The sequence below is a fragment of the Streptomyces sp. NPDC050546 genome (assembly GCF_044457425.1).
Taxonomy (GTDB): Bacteria; Actinomycetota; Actinomycetes; order Streptomycetales; family Streptomycetaceae; genus Streptomyces.
Genome location: NZ_JBITGX010000001.1, coordinates 798,799 through 817,215, shown reverse-complemented (window position 1 = coordinate 817,215; position 18,417 = coordinate 798,799). Strand labels below are relative to the sequence as shown.

9 protein-coding genes are annotated in these 18,417 nt (G+C 70.4%); 5 read left to right on the top strand and 4 right to left on the bottom strand.

What is annotated here, in order from left to right; genetic code table 11:
- Window positions 1–254: 254 nt before the first annotated feature.
- From ACIBK5_RS03600 to ACIBK5_RS03590, 3 genes are read left to right on the top strand one after another with little or no spacing between them, the layout of a single operon-like run.
- Window positions 255–7,793, top strand: a complete 7,539-nt coding sequence (locus tag ACIBK5_RS03600) for an SDR family NAD(P)-dependent oxidoreductase (protein WP_399015714.1) — start codon at window positions 255–257, stop codon at window positions 7,791–7,793.
- Window positions 7,794–7,834: 41 nt separating this feature from the next.
- Window positions 7,835–10,198 (top strand): MMPL family transporter, encoded by a 2,364-nt coding sequence (locus tag ACIBK5_RS03595; protein ID WP_399015712.1) that lies wholly within the window; start codon window positions 7,835–7,837, stop codon window positions 10,196–10,198.
- Window positions 10,199–10,228: 30 nt separating this feature from the next.
- The gene (locus tag ACIBK5_RS03590; protein WP_399015710.1) at window positions 10,229–11,185 is read left to right on the top strand and encodes an SDR family NAD(P)-dependent oxidoreductase; all 957 of its coding nucleotides are present in this window, start codon (window positions 10,229–10,231) and stop codon (window positions 11,183–11,185) included.
- A 358-nt stretch (window positions 11,186–11,543) separates the two neighbouring features.
- Here ACIBK5_RS03590 and ACIBK5_RS03585 read toward each other — a convergent pair whose 3' ends face one another.
- The 3 genes from ACIBK5_RS03585 to ACIBK5_RS03575 all read right to left on the bottom strand — a co-directional run bounded on the left by ACIBK5_RS03585 (window position 11,544) and on the right by ACIBK5_RS03575 (window position 14,776).
- Complete coding sequence (locus ACIBK5_RS03585) at window positions 11,544–11,729, bottom strand: hypothetical protein (RefSeq protein WP_399015708.1); 186 nt, start codon at window positions 11,727–11,729, stop codon at window positions 11,544–11,546.
- A 172-nt stretch (window positions 11,730–11,901) separates the two neighbouring features.
- Window positions 11,902–13,419, bottom strand: coding sequence for an aldehyde dehydrogenase (gene adh, locus ACIBK5_RS03580; RefSeq protein WP_399015706.1), 1,518 nt, complete (start codon window positions 13,417–13,419; stop codon window positions 11,902–11,904).
- A gap of 106 nt (window positions 13,420–13,525) precedes the next feature.
- Window positions 13,526–14,776, bottom strand: a complete 1,251-nt coding sequence (locus ACIBK5_RS03575; RefSeq protein ID WP_399015704.1) for a transcriptional regulator — start codon at window positions 14,774–14,776, stop codon at window positions 13,526–13,528.
- Between the two features lie 269 nt (window positions 14,777–15,045).
- On the opposite strand from ACIBK5_RS03575, the gene ACIBK5_RS03570 reads away from it, so the two are divergent.
- Window positions 15,046–15,369 carry a hypothetical protein gene (locus ACIBK5_RS03570; RefSeq protein ID WP_399015702.1) on the top strand — a complete coding sequence of 108 codons (324 nt, stop codon included), beginning with the start codon at window positions 15,046–15,048 and terminating at the stop codon, window positions 15,367–15,369.
- Here ACIBK5_RS03570 and ACIBK5_RS03565 read toward each other — a convergent pair.
- Window positions 15,335–15,823 carry a hypothetical protein gene (locus ACIBK5_RS03565; protein WP_189724575.1) on the bottom strand — a complete coding sequence of 163 codons (489 nt, stop codon included), beginning with the start codon at window positions 15,821–15,823 and terminating at the stop codon, window positions 15,335–15,337. The genes ACIBK5_RS03570 and ACIBK5_RS03565 overlap by 35 nt on opposite strands.
- A gap of 709 nt (window positions 15,824–16,532) precedes the next feature.
- Here ACIBK5_RS03565 and ACIBK5_RS03560 point away from each other — a divergent pair.
- Window positions 16,533–18,398 (top strand): phage tail sheath subtilisin-like domain-containing protein, encoded by a 1,866-nt coding sequence (locus ACIBK5_RS03560; protein WP_399015700.1) that lies wholly within the window; start codon window positions 16,533–16,535, stop codon window positions 18,396–18,398.
- Window positions 18,399–18,417 lie beyond the last annotated feature (19 nt).

Sequence of the window (18,417 nt, the reverse complement as noted above, 5' to 3'; positions counted from 1 at the left end):
GTGGAGCAGCCGCGAACTTCACGCTCAGGGGTGGATGGCAGAGCTGCCCTGGGTCGTCGGACCTGCCGAATTCACCCCTTATGTCCTCCCGAATTGTTTCTAGCCTTCACCCGCACGCGCAACGCGTGCAAGGACTGTTCGTCGCTCTCCCTATGATCACGGCGTCCCCGGCGGCAGAAGCACCCTTCGCGTGCCATCGCCTGCAAGGCGTCTTTTGCTGCCCACCCCCTTCTTTTGTGCACCGGGAGAACTCCGTGATCGTGGCTCCCACGAACCCTGACAGGCCCGCCGTGGCGATCGTGGGCCTCTCGTGCCGGCTGCCGGGCGGCATTGATGGACCGCAGGACCTGTGGGAGGCGCTGCGGGAGGGGCATGACCTGGTGGGTGAGGTCCCGCTGGACCGATTCGACCCCGAACGGTTCGTCGACACCAAGCGGCGCAGGAACAACAAGAGCTACACGGCGGCGGGCGGATTCCTCCGGGACGTGACCGGTTTCGACAACGGCTACTTCCAGCGGGTCTCACCGCGCGAGGCGGCGCGCATGGATCCGCAGCACCGGCTGCTGCTGGAGATGGCGGTCGAGGCCCTGGACGACGCGGGCATCGATCAGATTGCCACCGCCGGCTCTGACACGGCGGTGTTCGTCGGCATGTCGAGTCATGACTACGCCGATTTGCAATCCACCGGCGGTGCTGCGCCCAACGCGTACTCGATGGCGGGGCTGGCGGCCACCAACGCCGCCAACCGAATCTCCCACCTGCTCGACTGGCACGGGCCGAGCATGACAGTGGATACCGCCTGCTCCTCTGCCCTGACCGCCCTGCACCAGGCGTGCGAGACGCTGCGCATGGGCCGAGCGCGTATGGCTCTGGCTGGAGGAGTGAGCGTCCTGCTCAGTCCGTTCGGCTTCACCGGCTTCTCGGCCGCCTCCATGCTGTCGCCGACCGGCCGCTGCCGTGTCTTCTCGGCGGAGGCAGACGGCTACGTGCGCGCGGAGGGCGGTGGCGTGGTGGCCCTCAAACTCCTGTCCGACGCGCTTGCGGATGGCGACCGCATCCATGGAGTGATCCTGGCGAGCGGCGTCAACAGCGACGGCAGCACCACCGGGCTGGCACTTCCCAGCGCTCAGGCGCAGGCAGCACTGCTGGAACGGGTTTACAGCCAGGCCGGCGTGAGCGCCGACGACCTGTCCTATCTGGAGGCCCACGGCACGGGGACACCGGTGGGTGATCCTATCGAGTGCGACGCCATCGGTCGTGCCCTGGGCGCCCGTCGCACGATCGGTCCGCTGCCGATCGGATCGGTCAAGAGCAACACCGGTCACTTGGAGGCCGCTTCCGGCATGGCCGGACTGATGAAAGCCCTCCTCGTCCTCCGTCACCGCCGCATCCCGCCGACCCTGCACGCACAGCCGCTCAGCCCTCACATCGACTTCGAGGGCTGGCAGCTCGATCCGTGCACCGAAGCCAGGCCACTTGCCGGACAGCGGCCGGTGGTCGGCGTCAATTCCTTCGGCTTCGGGGGCTCCAACGCGCACGTCGTCCTGGCCGCCGCGCCCGTAGCCCCCCTCACCGACCGAAGTGAGCCCCCTGAGGATGTGCTGCCGGTAGTGGTCTCGGCCCGTACCCCGGAGGCGCTGGAGGCCGCAGCCGCACGCATGGCCCAGCGGTTGCATGAGGAGACCCCCCAGGGGCTCTACGACATCGCGTGGACGGCCGCACGTCGTCGTACGCTGCACCCGCACCGGGCTGTGGTCCTGGCCTCCGGCGCCCGGCAGGCAGCCGAAGCACTGGAAGCCGTCGGCCAGGGGGCACTGCCTCTGCCCGCCGCCACCGCCACAGAACAGGCGGTGACAGAGGGCCGCGTGGTGTTCGCCTTCGGCGGCAACGGCTCCCAGTGGGCGGGCATGGGGGCGGACCTGCTGCGCGAGGAAGCCGATTTCAGGGCAGCGCTCGACCGGGTCGATGACGCGCTCCGGCCTCACCTGGGCTGGTCGGTGCGTGAGGAGATGACAGCAGCCGACCCTGCGCGCATCGAGGCCACCGAGATCGCCCAGCCGCTGCTGTTCGCCTTCCAGATCGCTCTCGTAGAACTGTTCAAAGCCCGCGGCATCCGTCCGGCCGCGGTCCTGGGCCACAGCGTCGGCGAGATCGCCGCCGCTCACGTCGCCGGCGCCCTCGACCTGCCTGACGCCGCCAGGGTGGTCGCCGAACGCAGCCGTGCTCAGGCAGCCACCCGCGGCCGAGGCCGCATGGCCGCAGTCGGCCTGTCAGCGGAGGAGGCGACCAAGGCACTCGCCCCGTACGCCGGCACTTTGGAGATCGCCGCCGTCAACGGCGACCAGGACGTCACCATCTGCGGTCCCGAGGAAGACCTCCGCACGTTGGGCGCGGAATTGGAGCTGCGCGCCGTCTTCTTCCGCATGCTGGAGCTGGACTACGCCTTCCACAGCCGAGCCATGGACCCCGTACGGGACGGCCTGCTCGAGTGCCTGGAGGGCCTGCGTCCCAAGGCCACGGTCCTCCCTTTCGTCTCGACGGTCACCGGCGCCGTCTGCGGGGGCGAGGATCTCGACGCCGTTTACTGGTGGCGCAACGTCCGCGAGCCCGTGCTGTTCGGACCGGCACTGCATACGCTGCTCGACTCCGGCTATGACATTCTCGTCGACATCGGCCCCCACCCCGTCCTGCGGCCCTACCTGCGCAAGGCGGTCAAGGACCTGGAACGTTCGGTGCTGGTTACGGCTACCTGTGCTCGGGCCGTGCCGGGGCCTGCCGCCGTCGACACGGCGGCGGCCCGCGTACTGGCTGCCGGTGCCCAAATCCATTGGGACGTCTTTTTCCCGCGGCCTGGACGCACGAGCGACTTGCCGGCCTATCCGTGGCAGCGCGAGCGGCACTGGCACGGTGACCCTCAGTGGTGGCTGCGCGTCGCCGGCGAGACCACCCCCGTTGAACACCCTCTGCTGGGGGCACGCCTCCCCGTGCAGCAGCCCGGCTGGTCCAATGTGGTCGAGCCCGCCCGGTTGCCGTGGCTGGCCGACCACCAGGTCGCAGGATCCGTCGTCATGCCCGCCGCTGCCTACCTGGAGATGGCCCTTGCCGCGGGCAGGTTCGTCCACGACGCCCCCGTTGAGGTCAACCATCTGCTCATCACCCGTGCCCTCGATTTGCCCTGGGATGATGAGACCGCCGACGTGCGCGTACAGGTCTCTCTCAGCGAAGGCGACCAGGCCCTGACGATTGCCGCGCGTACCGGCGACGACCTGCCCTGGCAGTCGTACGCCCGTGCCCGCGTGCGACGCCTGCTGGCCGCCACGCCGCCATCCGTCGACCTCGCCGACCTGCGCTCGCGGCTCCACACCCGCATGGACGTCACCGAGCACTACGCCCGCGCCCAGCGCGCCGGCCTCGTATACGGACCCGCCTTCCAGGTCCTCACCGACCTGCAGCTGCAGGGAGGCGAAGCCCTCGCCTCCTACACTCTGGGCGAACCCGCCGACGGCTACCACGTCCACCCGGCGCTCCTGGACGGTGCACTCCAGGCAGGCGCCTGCCTGATCAGCGTCGAAGGCGAATACCTGCCGCTCCTTCCAGTCGCCGTCGAAGCCTTGCGCCTGTGGCACACCCCGCCGCAGAGCGGCCTGATCCACGTACGCCTGCGCGAGAGCAACCCCCAGGAAACGTGCTGGGACATCACCCTGTCCGACGCCGACGGTCATGTCTGCCTCCAGCTCACGGGCTGCCGACTACGCCGCATGGGCAACACCCCCACCGAACCCGTGCAGCACCTCGTCAACGTGCTGCGCGCCGCTCCAGGAACCGCCGACCCGGCACTGCCCGGCCCTCTGCCCTCGCCCACCGCCCTGGCACAGGCGTGTCTGCCCTACCGTGACCGTCTGGAGACGACCTGGCGCGAGGAAGGGCACGAAGCCGGGCTGCAGCGTCTGCGTGAGTGCTGCTCACGCCTGATCGCCGACGCGTTCGCCCAACTGCTGCCGCAGGGGCAGAGCGAGTTCGACACCGGTGATCTGGTGGCAGGCGGCATGCAGCCCCGCCATGCCCGCCTGGCTGAGCTTCTCGCCCATGCCACCCGCGGCCTGCTGCACCAGATCCAGCAGGCCGGAGAGGGCCGCCCTGCACGTTGGCGTCTACCCGACACTGACGGCCCCCCGTCGCTGAAGCTGTTCCAGCGACTCGTACACGACTTTCCCCAGTACGCGGTCGAGACGTCCCTGTTCGGCCGGTGTTGTCTGCACCTGGCCGATGTCCTGCGAGGCAACCATGATCCTCTGGCGCTGCTCTTCGACGAACCCGACCGCCATCTGATCGAGTACTTCTACAGCGACGCCGTCCAGCCCCGCTTCCACAATCAGCTGCTGCTCGCCCTGGTACGTGAACAGGTCCGCACCTGGCCCGAGGACCGGCCGCTGCGCATCCTGGAGGTCGGTGCCGGTACCGGCAGCAGCACAGCTCTGCTCCTGCCGCACCTGCCGCCCGAGCGCACCGCCTACACCTTCACTGACCTGTCCGTCGGCTTCTTCCCCTCTGCCAAGGCGCGCTTCGCCGACTTCGACTTCGTCGACTACCGCTGTCTGGATCTGAACCAGGAACCGGCCGAGCAGGGCTTCACCGCTGGCTCCTTCGACGTGGTGATCGCCACCAACGTCCTGCACGCCACCCGAGACCTGCGCGCGACGCTCGCCCGCATCACCCACCTCCTTGCCGACGGCGGACAACTCCTCGCTCACGAGACCCACGAACCCGGTCTGCTGGCCCCCTGCTTCGGCACCCTCGGGGGATTCTGGGACTTCACCGACGCCCCGTTGCGCCAGGAATCCCCTCTGCTGCCGGGGCAGGCATGGGCACCCCTGCTGCGCGAGTGCGGCTTCGACGAGGTCGCCCAACTCGGACATGACCAAGCCTTGCCGGAACTCGAGTACTCAGTGCTCTGCGCCCGCCGCGCACCCCGCTCCCCAGCCCTCCCCGTCCCCCTCGCGCCGCCCGCCTCCCCGGACGCGCGCTGGCTGCTGGCCGGGGAGAACCCCGACGGCGACCTGCTGCGTGACCTCGTCGACGTTCTTCTCGAGGCGGGCGCCGACGTCCGCGTCGCCGGCCTGGACCAGATGCCTCGGCAGTGGGCACAGGTCGCAGGGGAACAGCAACCCCCGCACACGGTCCTGGTCTTCGACGCCGATTCCGGCGACAGCCCCGCCGACATGTGCGACCAGGCCGTCGCCCGACTCGGTGTGCTGAGGGACCTCGCCGAAACCGGCTCACAGCTGCCGGCCGAGGGCGCAGCCAACCTGTGGATCGTCACGCGGCCCAGTGGCATCCACCCCGCCCCCGAACGGCCGGGCGCTCCTCAGGACGCAGCACTGTGGGGCGCTACCCGCTCCCTGGCAAACGAGATCCCCCAACTGGCCATCCGGCGCATCTCCCTCGACGCCGGGGCCCGGCCCGCCGGCGACGCGCGGCGCCTGGCGGCCGAACTGCTCCAGCCCACCGACGAGGATGAGGTCGTCCTGACTCGCGGCGGGCGCTTCGTCCCGCGCACCGTCCCCCGGCCCGCCTCCACCACCGCACCCGAGGCCCCCAGCTCAAGGCCCTTCACGCTGCGCCTGCACGACGCCGGCCTGCGCCCCCGGCTCACTTGGACCCCGGACCGGCCGCAGCAGCCCGCCGACGACGAGGTCACCATCGCCGTCGCAGCGGCTGCCCTCAATTACCGCGACGTCATGCTCGCCGTTGGCCTCCTGCCCCCGGGCGCGGAGACCCCGCTGCCAGATGGGCCGGCCCTGGGCCTGGAGTGCGCTGGCACGGTCACCGCAGTCGGCGCCGACGTCACCCACCTGGTGCCAGGCGACCGCGTCTACGCGCTCGCGCCCCGCAGTCTCAGCTCCCACGTGACCGTCAACGCCCGCCTCGTGGGGACCATCCCCGACGGCATGACGTTCACCGAAGCCGCCACCCTGCCGGTGGTCTACTTCACCGTCCACCACGCCCTCGAGCGCCTCGCGCGGCTCCAGGCCGGCGAGACCGTCCTTGTCCACGGTGCGGCAGGCGGCATCGGCCTTGCCGCCCTCCAGCTCGCCCGAGCCCGCGGCGCCCACGTCATCGCCACTGCCGGCACCCCTGCCAAGCGCGACCTGCTGCGCATGCTCGGCGTCCGGCATGTCCTGGATTCCCGCACCCTGGACTTCGCCGAGCACGTCCGCGACCTCACCGGCGGGCAGGGCGTCGACGTCGTCCTCAACTCCCTGGCGGGAGAGGCCATCAGCCGCACCCTAGAACTCCTGCGGCCGGGCGGGCGCTTCCTGGAACTCGGCAAGCGCGACATCTACACCTCCACCCCGCTGGCGCTGCGGCCTTTCAGCAACAACATCGCCTTCTTCGGCGTGGACGCGTACCAGCTCATCTCCGGCCGCTTGCCCCAGGCCGGGACCTGCTTCGACGAAACAGCCCAGCTCATCGCGGACGGAACCTACCGCCCCTTGCTGCACCTGGCCTACCCGGCCACCCGGATCAGTGAGGCACTGCGCGTCCTGCAACGCTCCCGCCACCTTGGCAAGGTCGTCATCACCTTCGAGGAGCCACCTCCCCTGGAGCGCATCGACCCGCCCCTGCAGCTCTCCCCGCAGGCCACCTACCTGGTCACCGGCGGACTCAGCGGCCTCGGCGCAGCCCTCGCCCACCGTCTCGTCGACCACGGCGCACGCCACCTCGCTCTCCTGGGCCGCCGAGGCTCCGAGACCCCCGGCGCCTCCCAGCTGATTGAGACGCTCGCCGAGCGCGGCGTCACCGCTACTGCCCACGCGGCTGACGTCACCTGCGAAGAGGACCTGCGCCGGACGTTGGCCACCATCGACGCCGGCGGCTTCCCCTTGGGCGGGGTGATCCACGCCGCGATGGTCCTGGACGACGCACCGCTGGCCGAACTCACCGACGAACGTCTGCGTACCGCTCTGGAGCCCAAGATGCTCGGCGCGGCCGGCCTGGACGTGCTCACCCGCGAGGGCGACCTCCGTCTGTTCGCAACCTGTTCGTCGGTCACCGCCTGGTTCGGCAACGCCTACCAGGCCAACTACACCGCCGCCAATGCCTACCTCGAAGCACTCACCCGCACCCGGCGCGCGGCCGGCCTGCCCGGCACGACCATGGCCTGGGGTGCCGTCGGCGACACCGGCTACGCCGCCCGCCACGGCATCACCGACATGCTTGCCCGCCTGGGCCTGGACAACCTCACCCCCGCCGAAGCCTGCAGCGCCCTCACGGACGCCGTCGCCCAGGACACCGCCGTCACCGCCGCTGCCAGGATCGACTGGGCCCGCATCCGCAGCATGATGCCGGCCGTGCAGACCCCCCGCCTCGCCGGTCTCATCCCCCTCCACACCCCCCAGGACGACGGACCCGACCAACTGCGCCACCGTCTCGCCACCGCTACCCCCGACGAAGCACTCGCCCTGGCGGCCGACGCCATCACCCAGGTATTGGCCGAGATCCTGCAGACCGATCCTGCCCGCCTGGACCGCGATCGCCGCCTGGACCAGCTCGGCCTGGACTCGCTGATGGCCGTCGAAGCCGTCGTCGCCGCACGCCGCCGCCTGGGTTGCGAACTGCCGACCTTGGAATTCCTCAATGCCCAGGGCATCACCGATCTCGCCCGCCGGGCTCTGATCCGCCTCGGCCACCAGACCCCCACCGTGCCGGCGCAGGCCGCGCCCAGTTCAACAGCGCCGGCTCTGCCCGTGCCGGGCCCGGCCGGGCCCGCCCTGAGCGCTCGCACCCCCTGACCTCACCGACCCATACACCTGTAGTAGAGAGGCCGATTGTGATGTGCGAGCCACCCCTGCACCCCGACCGCTCGCACATCCCGGGCTCCCTGGCCGCGCTCGCCCGGTGGGCAGTACGCCGCAACCGGCTCGTCCTGGCCGCCGCCGCACTCTTCGTCGTCCTCACGGGTCTGCTGTCCGCCGGAGTCTCTGCAAACCTGAGCAGCGGCGGCTGGCTTGCCGAGAACACCCCGGCAGCGCAGGTACGCAACCGGTTGGCGCAGTCCCCCCACGGGGGTATGCCGCCCCTGTTGCTCCTCGTCCGCACCACCGGGTCCGTCGACGATCCGGCTGCGCGCACTGCCGGCACCCGACTTGCCGAGGAGTTGCGCCAGGTACCCGGCGTCACCGGCGTCGACTCGTACTGGACGGGCCCTCTCATCCCAACCAACCCCGCTCGTACGCCACCGTCCCCGCCCGACCCAATGCTGCGCGCCGCCGACGGGCACGCGGCCCTCGTCGCCCTGTGGCTCGATGCGACAGAGCACGTCCGGCACGACGCCACGGAACGCGTCCTCGTCCACGCTGCCCGCCCACACAGGCCCTTGGAGATCCAGGCAGCTGGCGAGGCCGTCGTCACCCGCGAGTTCCAACTGCACAGCGAGCAGGACCTGTTGCGTACGGAACTTCTGGCCATGCCCGTCACCCTCGTACTGCTCCTCCTGATCTTCGGCAGCATGGCGACGGCTGCGCTGCCCCTTGCCGTCGGCGCCGTCGCCATCACCGGCACCACCGCGATCCTGCGCGTCCTGACCACAGCTGCCCCCGTCTCCACCTTCGCCCTCAGTCTCACTACAGCCGTCGGTCTGGCCCTTGCCGTGGACTACAGCCTTTTCCTCGTCGCCCGCTACCGCGAGGAGATCGCCGGCGGTTGTCCGCACCCCGAGGCCGTGATCACCGCCGTCCGCACCGCCGGTCGCACCGTCGCCGCCTCCGCCGGCGTCGTTGCCGTCTCCCTGCTGGGGCTCTTGCTCTTCCCGGTCCCGCTGATGCGCTCCCTTGGCATGGCCGGCATTAGCGTCGTCCTGCTGGCCGCCGCGGCGTCACTGCTGATCGTCCCTGCGGCCCTCGCCTGTCTCGGCGAACGCCGGGCCGGGCGCGACTTCCTAGCTCGTCGCCGGCAGACCGCCCGGTCCGCGGCCCGCTGGCACAGCCTGGCGAGCGCCGTCATGCGCCGCCCGCTTGCCGTCCTCATGCTCACCGGAGCCCTGCTGGTCCTGCTCGCGTTGCCCTTCCGCGACGTGAACCTCGGCCTGAGCGACGAGCGGGTGCTGCCCGCCGGATCCCCCGTCGTCACCGCCGCGGAAGACCTGCGCGCCGGCTTCCCCCAGGTAGGCACCGAGGTCGACGTCTTCTTGCCCGGCTGGCGCCCCGCCAGCCCCGGCGATGCTGATCGCCTCGACACCTACGCCCGCCGCCTTTCCGAGCTGCCCGGCGTCCAGGGACTGCGTACCGCGACCGGCACCTACCTGGACGGAAAGTCCGTCGGCGACCGCTGCGATACCACCGCTGAACCAGCCGTGCACCGCCCGTGCGCCGGGGTACGGCGGTTCACCCTGCCCACCGGGACTTGGCTGGCCCTCAACTCCGCCCCCCGGCCCTACAGTGCTGCAGCTGCCCACCTCCTGGACACCATCCGTACTCAGCCAGCCCCCGCACCTGCCCTCACCGGCGGCGCCACTGCAGAACTTCTCGACACCCGCGACGTCACTTTTCAGCGGCTTCCCCCGGCCTTGGCTGTTGTCGTCGTCGCGACCTTGGCCTTGCTGCTCGTCTTCACCCGAAGTCTCTTCCTGCCTTTCAAGGCTCTGGTGATCAATTTCTTGAGCCTCACGGCGACCTTCGGCGCGATGGTCTACGTCTTTCAGCAAGGTCATCTTCGCCACTTGGTCGGTGCCTTTACCGTGACCGGCACCACTGACCTCGCGCTACCGTTCATCGCGTTCTTCCTCGCGTTCGGTCTGTCGATGGACTACGAAATTCTGCTCCTGGCCCGCGTCAGCGAGGCGTACAACCGGTCCCGGGATACCGCCCGAGCGACGGCCGAGGGGCTGCAGGCCGCTGCGCCTCTGTTCACCGCCTCCGCTGCCGTAGTCCTCGTTGTCCTGCTCTCACTCGCGGCGACAGACGTGACCGACATGAAGGTCATCGCTGTCACGGTGGCCCTGTCCGTCCTCCTGGACGCGGTGGTGATCCGCCCCCTGATGGTGCCTGCCGTCATCAAGCTGGCGGGAGCTGCCAACTGGTGGCTGCCGTCTCCCCTGCGGCGCCGTCTTCCCCTGCCGTCGGCCCCCGAGTCTCTTGGGCACGACACCGTCGAGACCACCGCCTCCAAGCCCGCAACCGACGCACCCCTGGTCACCTGACCAGGCGCGGACGAGCCCCGAAAGGGTCCCATGCTCCGGTATGACCTCGCTGGACGCACCGTCGCCATCACCGGCTCCACAGGCGGACTCGGCTCTGCAGTCGCCCAGGCGTTGCGTCGCAGAGGTGCGCACCTCGCCCTCCTTGACCTCGACGGGACCGCTGTCGCCGCTCAGGCCGACGCCCTCGGCGGTCCCCTCGTCGCATGGGCGGCGCAGGCGGACGTGACCGATCTCGACAACGTCCGGTCGGCGGTCGACCGCGCCGCCGCTCACTTCGGTCGCATCGACGTCGTCATCGCCAACGCCGGCGTGAGCGCCGTTGCCCCGATGGCCACCCTGAACCCCGAAACTTTCGAACGCGTCGTCGACGTCAACCTGACTGGAGTCTGGCGGACCTTCAAAGCCGCCTTGCCGCACGTCGAGCGTCAACGCGGCTACCTGCTGGCCATCTCCTCCATGGCGGCCTTCGTGCACTCCCCGCTCCAGGCTCCCTACACAGCTAGCAAGGCCGGAGTCTGGGCGATGTGCAACAGCATCCGTCTGGAAGTGCGGCACCTCGGCGTTGGCGTCGGGACCCTGCACCCGACGTTCCTCAAAACGCCGATGCTGGACGCGATCCACGCGGATCCGGCAGGCCGGCGCCTGTGGGGCGGAAACGAACGGGGACTGTGGCGGATGTGCACCGTCGACAAGGCCGTGCGCAGCATCGTGTCAGGCATGGAACGTCGGGCGCAGACGATCACCGCGTGCCGCGCCCATGCGCTCGTCGCGGCAGCCCCCGGTTTCTTCCGGCCGTTCGTCGACCGCGTCGGGTTCACGACCAAGACCATCACCGAGGCCAGCGCTGCCTCCTCACCCAGCGGCGGCCTTCCGCCCACATCCTCAACCGTGAGTTGTGGATTTGAGGAACAAAGCGCTGGATTTGAGGTCGTCGAAGACAAGACCGTCCGGCTGTCTGAAGGCGACCCCGCGCGCAGGGGCCCGTAGAGCCCTGATGGACACGCGGGTGGGAGCGCAAACAGGTACAGGAAGTCGCGAACTCGTTTGCTTCCGATCGCATGGGCGCAGAAGGTGTGCCACCAGGAGCAGGGACACGAGTACGCCGAGCGGTTGCGGCCTGTCCAGCCACCGGTAGTAGGGCTGGCGGGCCAGCCCGAGTACCCGGCACGTCACCGCCACCGGCACCCTGTGCGGGGCATCAGCGGCGGCCAGCTCGCGGACGAGCGGGTACATCATTTTTGCCGGCAGGTTCGCCTGCGACAGATACGCCGCTGCCCTCCTGAAGACCTCGTTCTCCTGCTCCAGCAGCCGGATGCGCTTGCGGGCCTCGCGCAGCTCGGCCGACTCACCCGACGCTGCTGTCGGCCTGGCGCCCTCGTCGGGGGGTGTCGGCGCGCCGCAGCCGCTTCGACAGCGTGATCGGGTGGACGCCGAAGTCGGCGGCGATCTGTTCCAGCGCGACGCCGGGCCCGCGGTTGCGCGCGACCCGTACGACGTCCTCGCGGAACTCCTTCGGATACTGCTTGGGCACTGCGACATCCTTCCAGGCCGCCTCTCAGCAGGCCAGGTCAGGTGTCACCCATCCGTGCAGCAGCCCCGGTCTTGTTCACGTCAGGAGAAGACCCCAATTGATTGAAGTGCGTACCTGCCGTGTCGGGTTGCCTGGAGCCGCACGATGCCCCCGGGCAACCCGACTTCAGGCTCTAGAAGAAGCCAAGTTTCTGAGGGCTGTAGGAACAAAGAATGTTTTTGGTCTGCTGATAGTGGTCCAGCATCATCTTGTGGGTCTCGCGGCCGATCCCCGACTTCTTGTAGCCGCCGAACGCCGCGTGTGCCGGGTACGCGTGGTAGCAGTTGGTCCAGACCCGGCCCGCCTTGATCTCGCGGCCCAGGCGGTAGGCCGTGTTGCCGTCGCGGGTCCAGACGCCGGCGCCCAGGCCGTACAGGGTGTCGTTGGCCAGTTTGAGGGCCTCGTCGACCGAGTCGTAGGTCGTGACCGAGACGACCGGGCCGAAGATCTCCTCCTGGAAGATCCGCATGTCGTTGCTGCCGCGGAAGATCGTCGGCTCGATGTAGTAGCCGCCCTCCAGGCCGGGGACGGCCCGGGGGTTGCCGCCCGTGACGACCTCGGCGCCTTCCTTCCTGCCGATGTCGAGGTAGGAGAGGATCTTCTCGTACTGGTCGTTGCTCGCCTGCGCGCCGATCATGGTGGCCGGGTCCAGCGGGTCGCCGCCGACGATGGCCTGCGTGCGTGCGACGCAACGGGCCATGAAGTCCTCGTAGATGGAGGAGTGGATCAGGGCACGGGACGGGCAGGTGCACACCTCGCCCTGGTTGAGGGCGAACATCACGAAGCCCTCCACGGCCTTGTCCAGGAAGTCGTCGTCCGCGTCCATGATGTCGGGCAGGAAGATGTTCGGGCTCTTGCCGCCCAGCTCCAGGGTGACCGGGATGATGTTCTCGCTCGCGTACTGCATGATCAGGCGGCCGGTCGTCGTCTCCCCGGTGAACGCCACCTTCGCCACGCGCGGGCTGGAGGCCAGCGGCTTGCCCGCTTCGACGCCGAAGCCGTTCACGACGTTGACCACGCCTGGGGGCAGCAGATCCGCTATCAGTTCCATGACGTAGAGCAGGCTGACCGGGGTCTGCTCGGCCGGTTTGATGACGACGCAGTTACCCGCCGCCAGCGCGGGGGCCAGCTTCCATGTGGCCATCAGGATCGGGAAGTTCCAAGGGATGATCTGTCCGACCACGCCCAGCGGCTCGTGGAAGTGGTACGCGACCGTGTCGGCGTCGATCTCCGCGATGCTGCCCTCCTGCGCGCGGACGACACCGGCGAAGTACCGGAAGTGGTCGACGGCCAGCGGGATGTCGGCGGCCAGCGTCTCGCGGACCGGCTTGCCGTTCTCCCAGGTCTCGGCGACCGCGATCTTCTCCAGGTGTTCCTCCAGGCGGTCGGCGATCCTGTTGAGGACGCCCGCGCGTTCCGCGACCGACGTGCGGCCCCACTTGCCGGCCGCCCGGTGCGCCGCCTCCAGGGCCAAGTCGACGTCGGCGGCGGAGGAGCGGGCCACCTCGCAGAAGACCTTGCCGGTCACCGGGCTCGGGTTCTCGAAGTAGCGGCCCTCGACCGGGGCGACGAAGTCACCGCCGATGAAGTTGTCGTAGCGCCGGGCGAAGCTGACGATGCTGCCGTCGGTTCCTGGCTGCGCGTACACCATGGCGGCTCTCCTCGGTGAAGGGCGGTGACGGGTGACGCCCTTCACTGTGCTCCCACGAGGTTGGCGCGAGGTTGGCGCCGCGGGACCGGGCCGCCGCGCGCGGGCGTCAGTCGCGCAGGGCCGTGGTCAGCCGGCCCGCCGCGATCGCGCGGCGCGTGTCCTCCGGGGCGAGCAGCCGCAGCGCGTGCTCGTGGATCTCCGCGTCGTACGGGGCCCGTTCGCCGTAGCGCAGGGCGTGGTCCGGGCGGGTGCTCGCCAGCACGGCCCCGCGTACGGCCACTTCGATGCGGGTGCGCCACTCCTCGATGCCGGGTGCCTCGGAACGGGGCAGCAGCGGACCGCCGTAGCGGCGCAGGGCGGTCTCCGTGTCGCCCTGCTCCAGTGCGCGCAGGACGTCGGCGGCGTCGCAGGACACCGGGATCGTCAGGGCGTAACGGCGGGGGGCGATGCCGCCGCCGAGGGCGCGGCGCAGGTGGGAGATCTCTGCCTTGAAGGTGGACGCGGTGACCGGCCGGTCGCCGTACAGGGCGGCGCGCAGCCGCTCCGGGGAGTAGCCGTCGGGTTCGAGCGCGAGCAGGGTGAGGATCTCCAACTGGCGAGGGCGAAGGGGGAGTCGCCGACCACCGGGTGACTCCTGTGCCGCCCGTTCGGCGCCCAGGCAGGTGAGCCGCAACCGGCTCGTCCGGCTCGGCTGACCCGGGCGGTCGTGTTCCGTCGAGAGGCGGGCTTCGATGGTGGACACCAGTGTCCGTACGGTGGACATGGCCAGGGGGTGCGAGCGGTCCCAGGTGGTGGACAGGTCCAGTACGCCGAGGACGCGGCCGTCCGGGCCGTGCACGGGGGCGCAGTAGCAGACCCAGCCGTGCAGGGCCGAGACCAGGTGCTCGGCGGAGAAGACGGAGCTGGGGCGGCCGGTACGCAGTGCGAGGGACAGGGCGTTGGTGCCCATGGCTTGTTCGTCCCACCGGCCGCCCGGCGCGAAGTTGACCCGCTCGGCCTTGCGGCGCATGGTCGGGCCGCCGCAGGTCCACAGGATGGTGCCGGACTCGTCGGTGACCGCGGTGACAAAGCCGGCGTCCTCGGCGATGCTGTGCAGTTCGCCGGCGAGGCCGGAGACCGGCCGGTACAGCGGTGAGGACGTCCAGCGCTGGTGCACCGGGCCGCCGTCGGTGACGGGGGCGCTGTCCCGGCCGGGGTCCACACTGCCCAGCGAGCGCGCCCAGGACTCGGTCACCTCGTGGCGCAGGGCCGCGCTGTCGCCCGGCCGTGTGCCGGGGACGCTCAGCCGCGGTACCCAGTGGGACCACTCGTGCTCCAGCACGGCCCTGCGCTGCCGGAGGTCAGGGCGCTGTGACATGGCCTCTCCCTGCCGTCGTAGCCGTCGTACCGGTTCTCGGCGTGAGGCCAGTGTTACCGGATGCGCCGGGCCCGGTCGAGGAAACCGGCGGACCGGGGTCCGGGGTTCCGGATGACTGGCCGGGAAGTGGCTCTGCTCTGAACGGGCGACCGCCTGACTGGATGTTTGTCCGGACCCCGTGTGCCGCCGTACGGGTGACGGGTTCACTCGACCCGACGGACGGGGTCCCGGCCGCGTACCACCGGCGCGCGGCGTCGCGTTGCCCGGGCATGGACAGCACTGCGACGGCGTGGCGCCTGCTCGGGAACGACGCCGCGTCCCGGCCGTACGCCGAACTCACCAGCGGATACTCGGGCCATCCGCCGATCTACGCGGCCCTGGTCGCCGAGTGGGAGGCGAGGGGTCACGCCACCCCGGAGCACCGTGACGGCCAGTGGGTCTCCTTCGCCGCGCCGACCGAGAGCGAGACCTGGACGGCCGTCCCGGCGTGGAACACCGGCCCGCACCTGGGCCCGGTCGCCCCAACCGGTCCCCACCCGGCTGCCGCCGCCGCACGTCTCACCAGCCGTCAAGGGCCACCGGCTCCGCGCTGACCGGGGCCAGGACCGCGAGGGTGCCCGTGGCCTCGCGCAGGGCCGACTCGAGGGTGCCGGGGGAGTGCAGGGCACCGGTGCCGTCCGGTGGGACGAGCCACTCCAGGCGGCCGGCGGGCCGGTACGGCGGCGGTACCGCCACCCAGGAACCACGGCCGACGTGCCGTACCCCGAACCCCACCCACTCGCTGACGGGGTCGGGCGGCAGGAAGAAGCCCACTCTGCGTGCCGTGCAGTCCACCAGGGTGGGGCCCGGCACCTTCAGCGGGTCGCGCCACAGGTAGTCCAGGGCGAGCAGGCCGAGCCGGTCGGGAACGCTCAGCACGTCCCAGTAGCGCCCGGCCTCCACGAGAACCGTGCCCGCGCCGTAGTCCCACTCGCGCTTGCACTCCTGGGGGTCCGTGGCGGCCGCGGCGAGCCACTCGACGGCTTGCTTCCACATGACGCTCTGCATGGCCACCCCAGGCACAGTCGGCGCGCCCCGAAGGACGCACGCGGGACTCGGACCGGTGGCCCCACGGAGATCCGGGAGATCCGCGGTGCCGGACCGGCCCAGTCATGCTCGTAGATATTTCTAGGCGCCGGAAGGGGTGGCGCGGCCTGGCGTTTGGGTCGGGCATGTCCCGGTCGAAACAGGGCACTCGAAGACGCGACACGTAAGGCCGCGGTCAACTCCGTACGCGTCCATGTCGCCCATACGAAACCGGCCACTGTCCGATGAACGACTCGGGGAGAAGTCGGGGAGCGCACTGGGCGGATGGGCCGTCGTCGCCGGAAACGCGCGGCCTCCCAGGCGTGTCCGCCGCCCGCGTTCACACCCCCTGTGCGCGAAGTGTGGGCCAGTCCACGAGGGCGCGCGGGCGGGATGTGCGAATCAGGGAAGTTTGCCTTCACAAAACCTTCCAGTGTGCTGGCCAGAACCTGTCTTGTTCGGTCAACTCCGAACGCACCAAGGTGGATTGAGCACTTGAGCATCAGGAGTCACAAGCGCGCTGCTTGACCTGTGCGACCGAACCGCGCGGGTACTGACGGGGGAACTGATGAGGTGCGCGTGCCCACCGCCGACGCTCGGGGGGCAGTTCCTCGCGCACGGCCGGAACGTCCCTCCCTCACCGTCTCTTGGTGCCTTCATCCGGTGCCCGAGACAGGGATTAGGAGGGGGAATGCCGATGAGTGCAGTGAGCGCCGCCAAGCCGACGTATCCCGGTGTCTACGTCGAAGAGCTTCCCAGCAGCACCCGCACCATCTCGACCCTGACCACTTCGGTGACCGCCTTCGTGGGCCACACCCGCCGCGGTCCGCTGAACGAGCCGGTGCGCGTCACCAGCTTCACGGAGTTCGAGCGCCGCTTCGGAGGCCTGAGCGCCCAGAGCGCCGTCGGCTACGCCGTTCACCAGTTCTTCGGCAACGGCGGCACCGTCGCCGTGATCGTCCGGGTCGCCAAGGCCGGCAGCGGCCAGGCCGCCTGCGTCACGCTGGAGTCCACCGAGGGCCACAGCGAGTGCGACGTCCTCAAGGTGCACGCCAAGGAACCCGGCGTGTGGGGCAACGGCCTGCGTGTCGCCGTCGACTACGACACGCCCTGCCCCGACGAGACCTTCAACCTGCGCGTCCACGACGCCAAGGGCGAGGCCCGCGAGAGCTTCACCGGTCTGTCCGCCGACCCGTCCAGCGGCCGGTACGTGCAGACCGTCGTCAACGCCGGCTCCCGGCTGATCCGCGTCGAGGTCGTCGGCGAAGGCCGGCCCGACCCGTCCGGCACCGTCTCCAAGCCGTTCGGGCACGAGCTGCCCGACCTCGCGGTCGACCTCACCGTCAAGATCGGCGACGTCGAGCGGGAGTTCACGCTCCACGACCCCGACTGCGACGGCGAGGCCCCGCACTCCGTCGCCGAGCTGGCGCTGCTGCTGGAGCGCAAGCTGCGCGCCCTGCCCGACGCGCCCGGCAAGCACGCCTTCGCCGGCGCCGAGGTCACCGCCTTCGGCCGGCGCGTCCAGGTCGTCGCGGGCTCCACCGACCCCGAGGACGTCGTCCGCTTCCTCGGCGAGTGCGCCAACGACCTCGGCCTCGAGGCCTCAGTCAACCCGCCCGTCTTCCCGCTGGAGGGCGGCGAGGACGGCGAGGCGCCCGGACCGCGCGACCTCATCGGCTCCGAGGCCGACAAGTCCGGCATCCAGGCGCTGCGCGGCGTCGCCGACGTCAACCTGCTCGTGCTGCCCGAACTCGCGGCGTACGAGAAGGCGGAGGACGCCGTCACCGTCGTCTCGGCCGCCCAGCGGCTGTGCCGGGAGCGGCGGATCTTCCTGCTGGTCGACGCGCCGAGCACCTGGGTCAGCGTGGACACCGCCCGTGCCGGGCTCGCCGCGTACGACGCCGTCCGCGGCAACCACGCGGGCCTGTACTTCCCGCACCTCCAGCTCACCGACCCGCTCACCGGCCGGCTGCGCTCCTTCCCGCCGTCCGGCGCGGTCGCCGGCGTCATCGCCCGTACGGACTCCGAGCGCGGCGTGTGGAAGGCCCCGGCCGGCACCGAGGCGCGGCTCGCGGGCGTGCACTCGCTCACGGTCAACCTGACCGACCGCGAGACCGGCCTGCTCAACCCGCTCGGCGTCAACGTCCTGCGGACGTTCCCGGTGACCGGCCCGGTCGTCTGGGGCGCGCGCACGCTGGAGGGCTCCGACGCCCTCGACAGCGAGTGGAAGTACGTGCCGGTGCGGCGGCTCGCCCTGCACGTCGAGGAGAGCCTCCAGCGGGGCCTGCAGTGGGTGGTGTTCGAGCCCAACGACGAGAACCTGTGGCAGCAGATCCGCCTCAGCGCCTCCTCCTACCTGCACACGCTCTTCCGCCAGGGCGCCTTCAAGGGCGGCACACCGCGCGAGGCCTACTTCGTCAAGTGCGACAGCGACACCACGACCGACGAGGACATCGAGAACGGCATCGTCAACGTCCTGGTCGGTATCGCGCCGGTCCGCCCGGCCGAGTTCGTGGTCGTCAAGATCCAGCAGACGTCCGGACAGTTCGCGCTCTAAGGAACGCTCCAAGGAATCC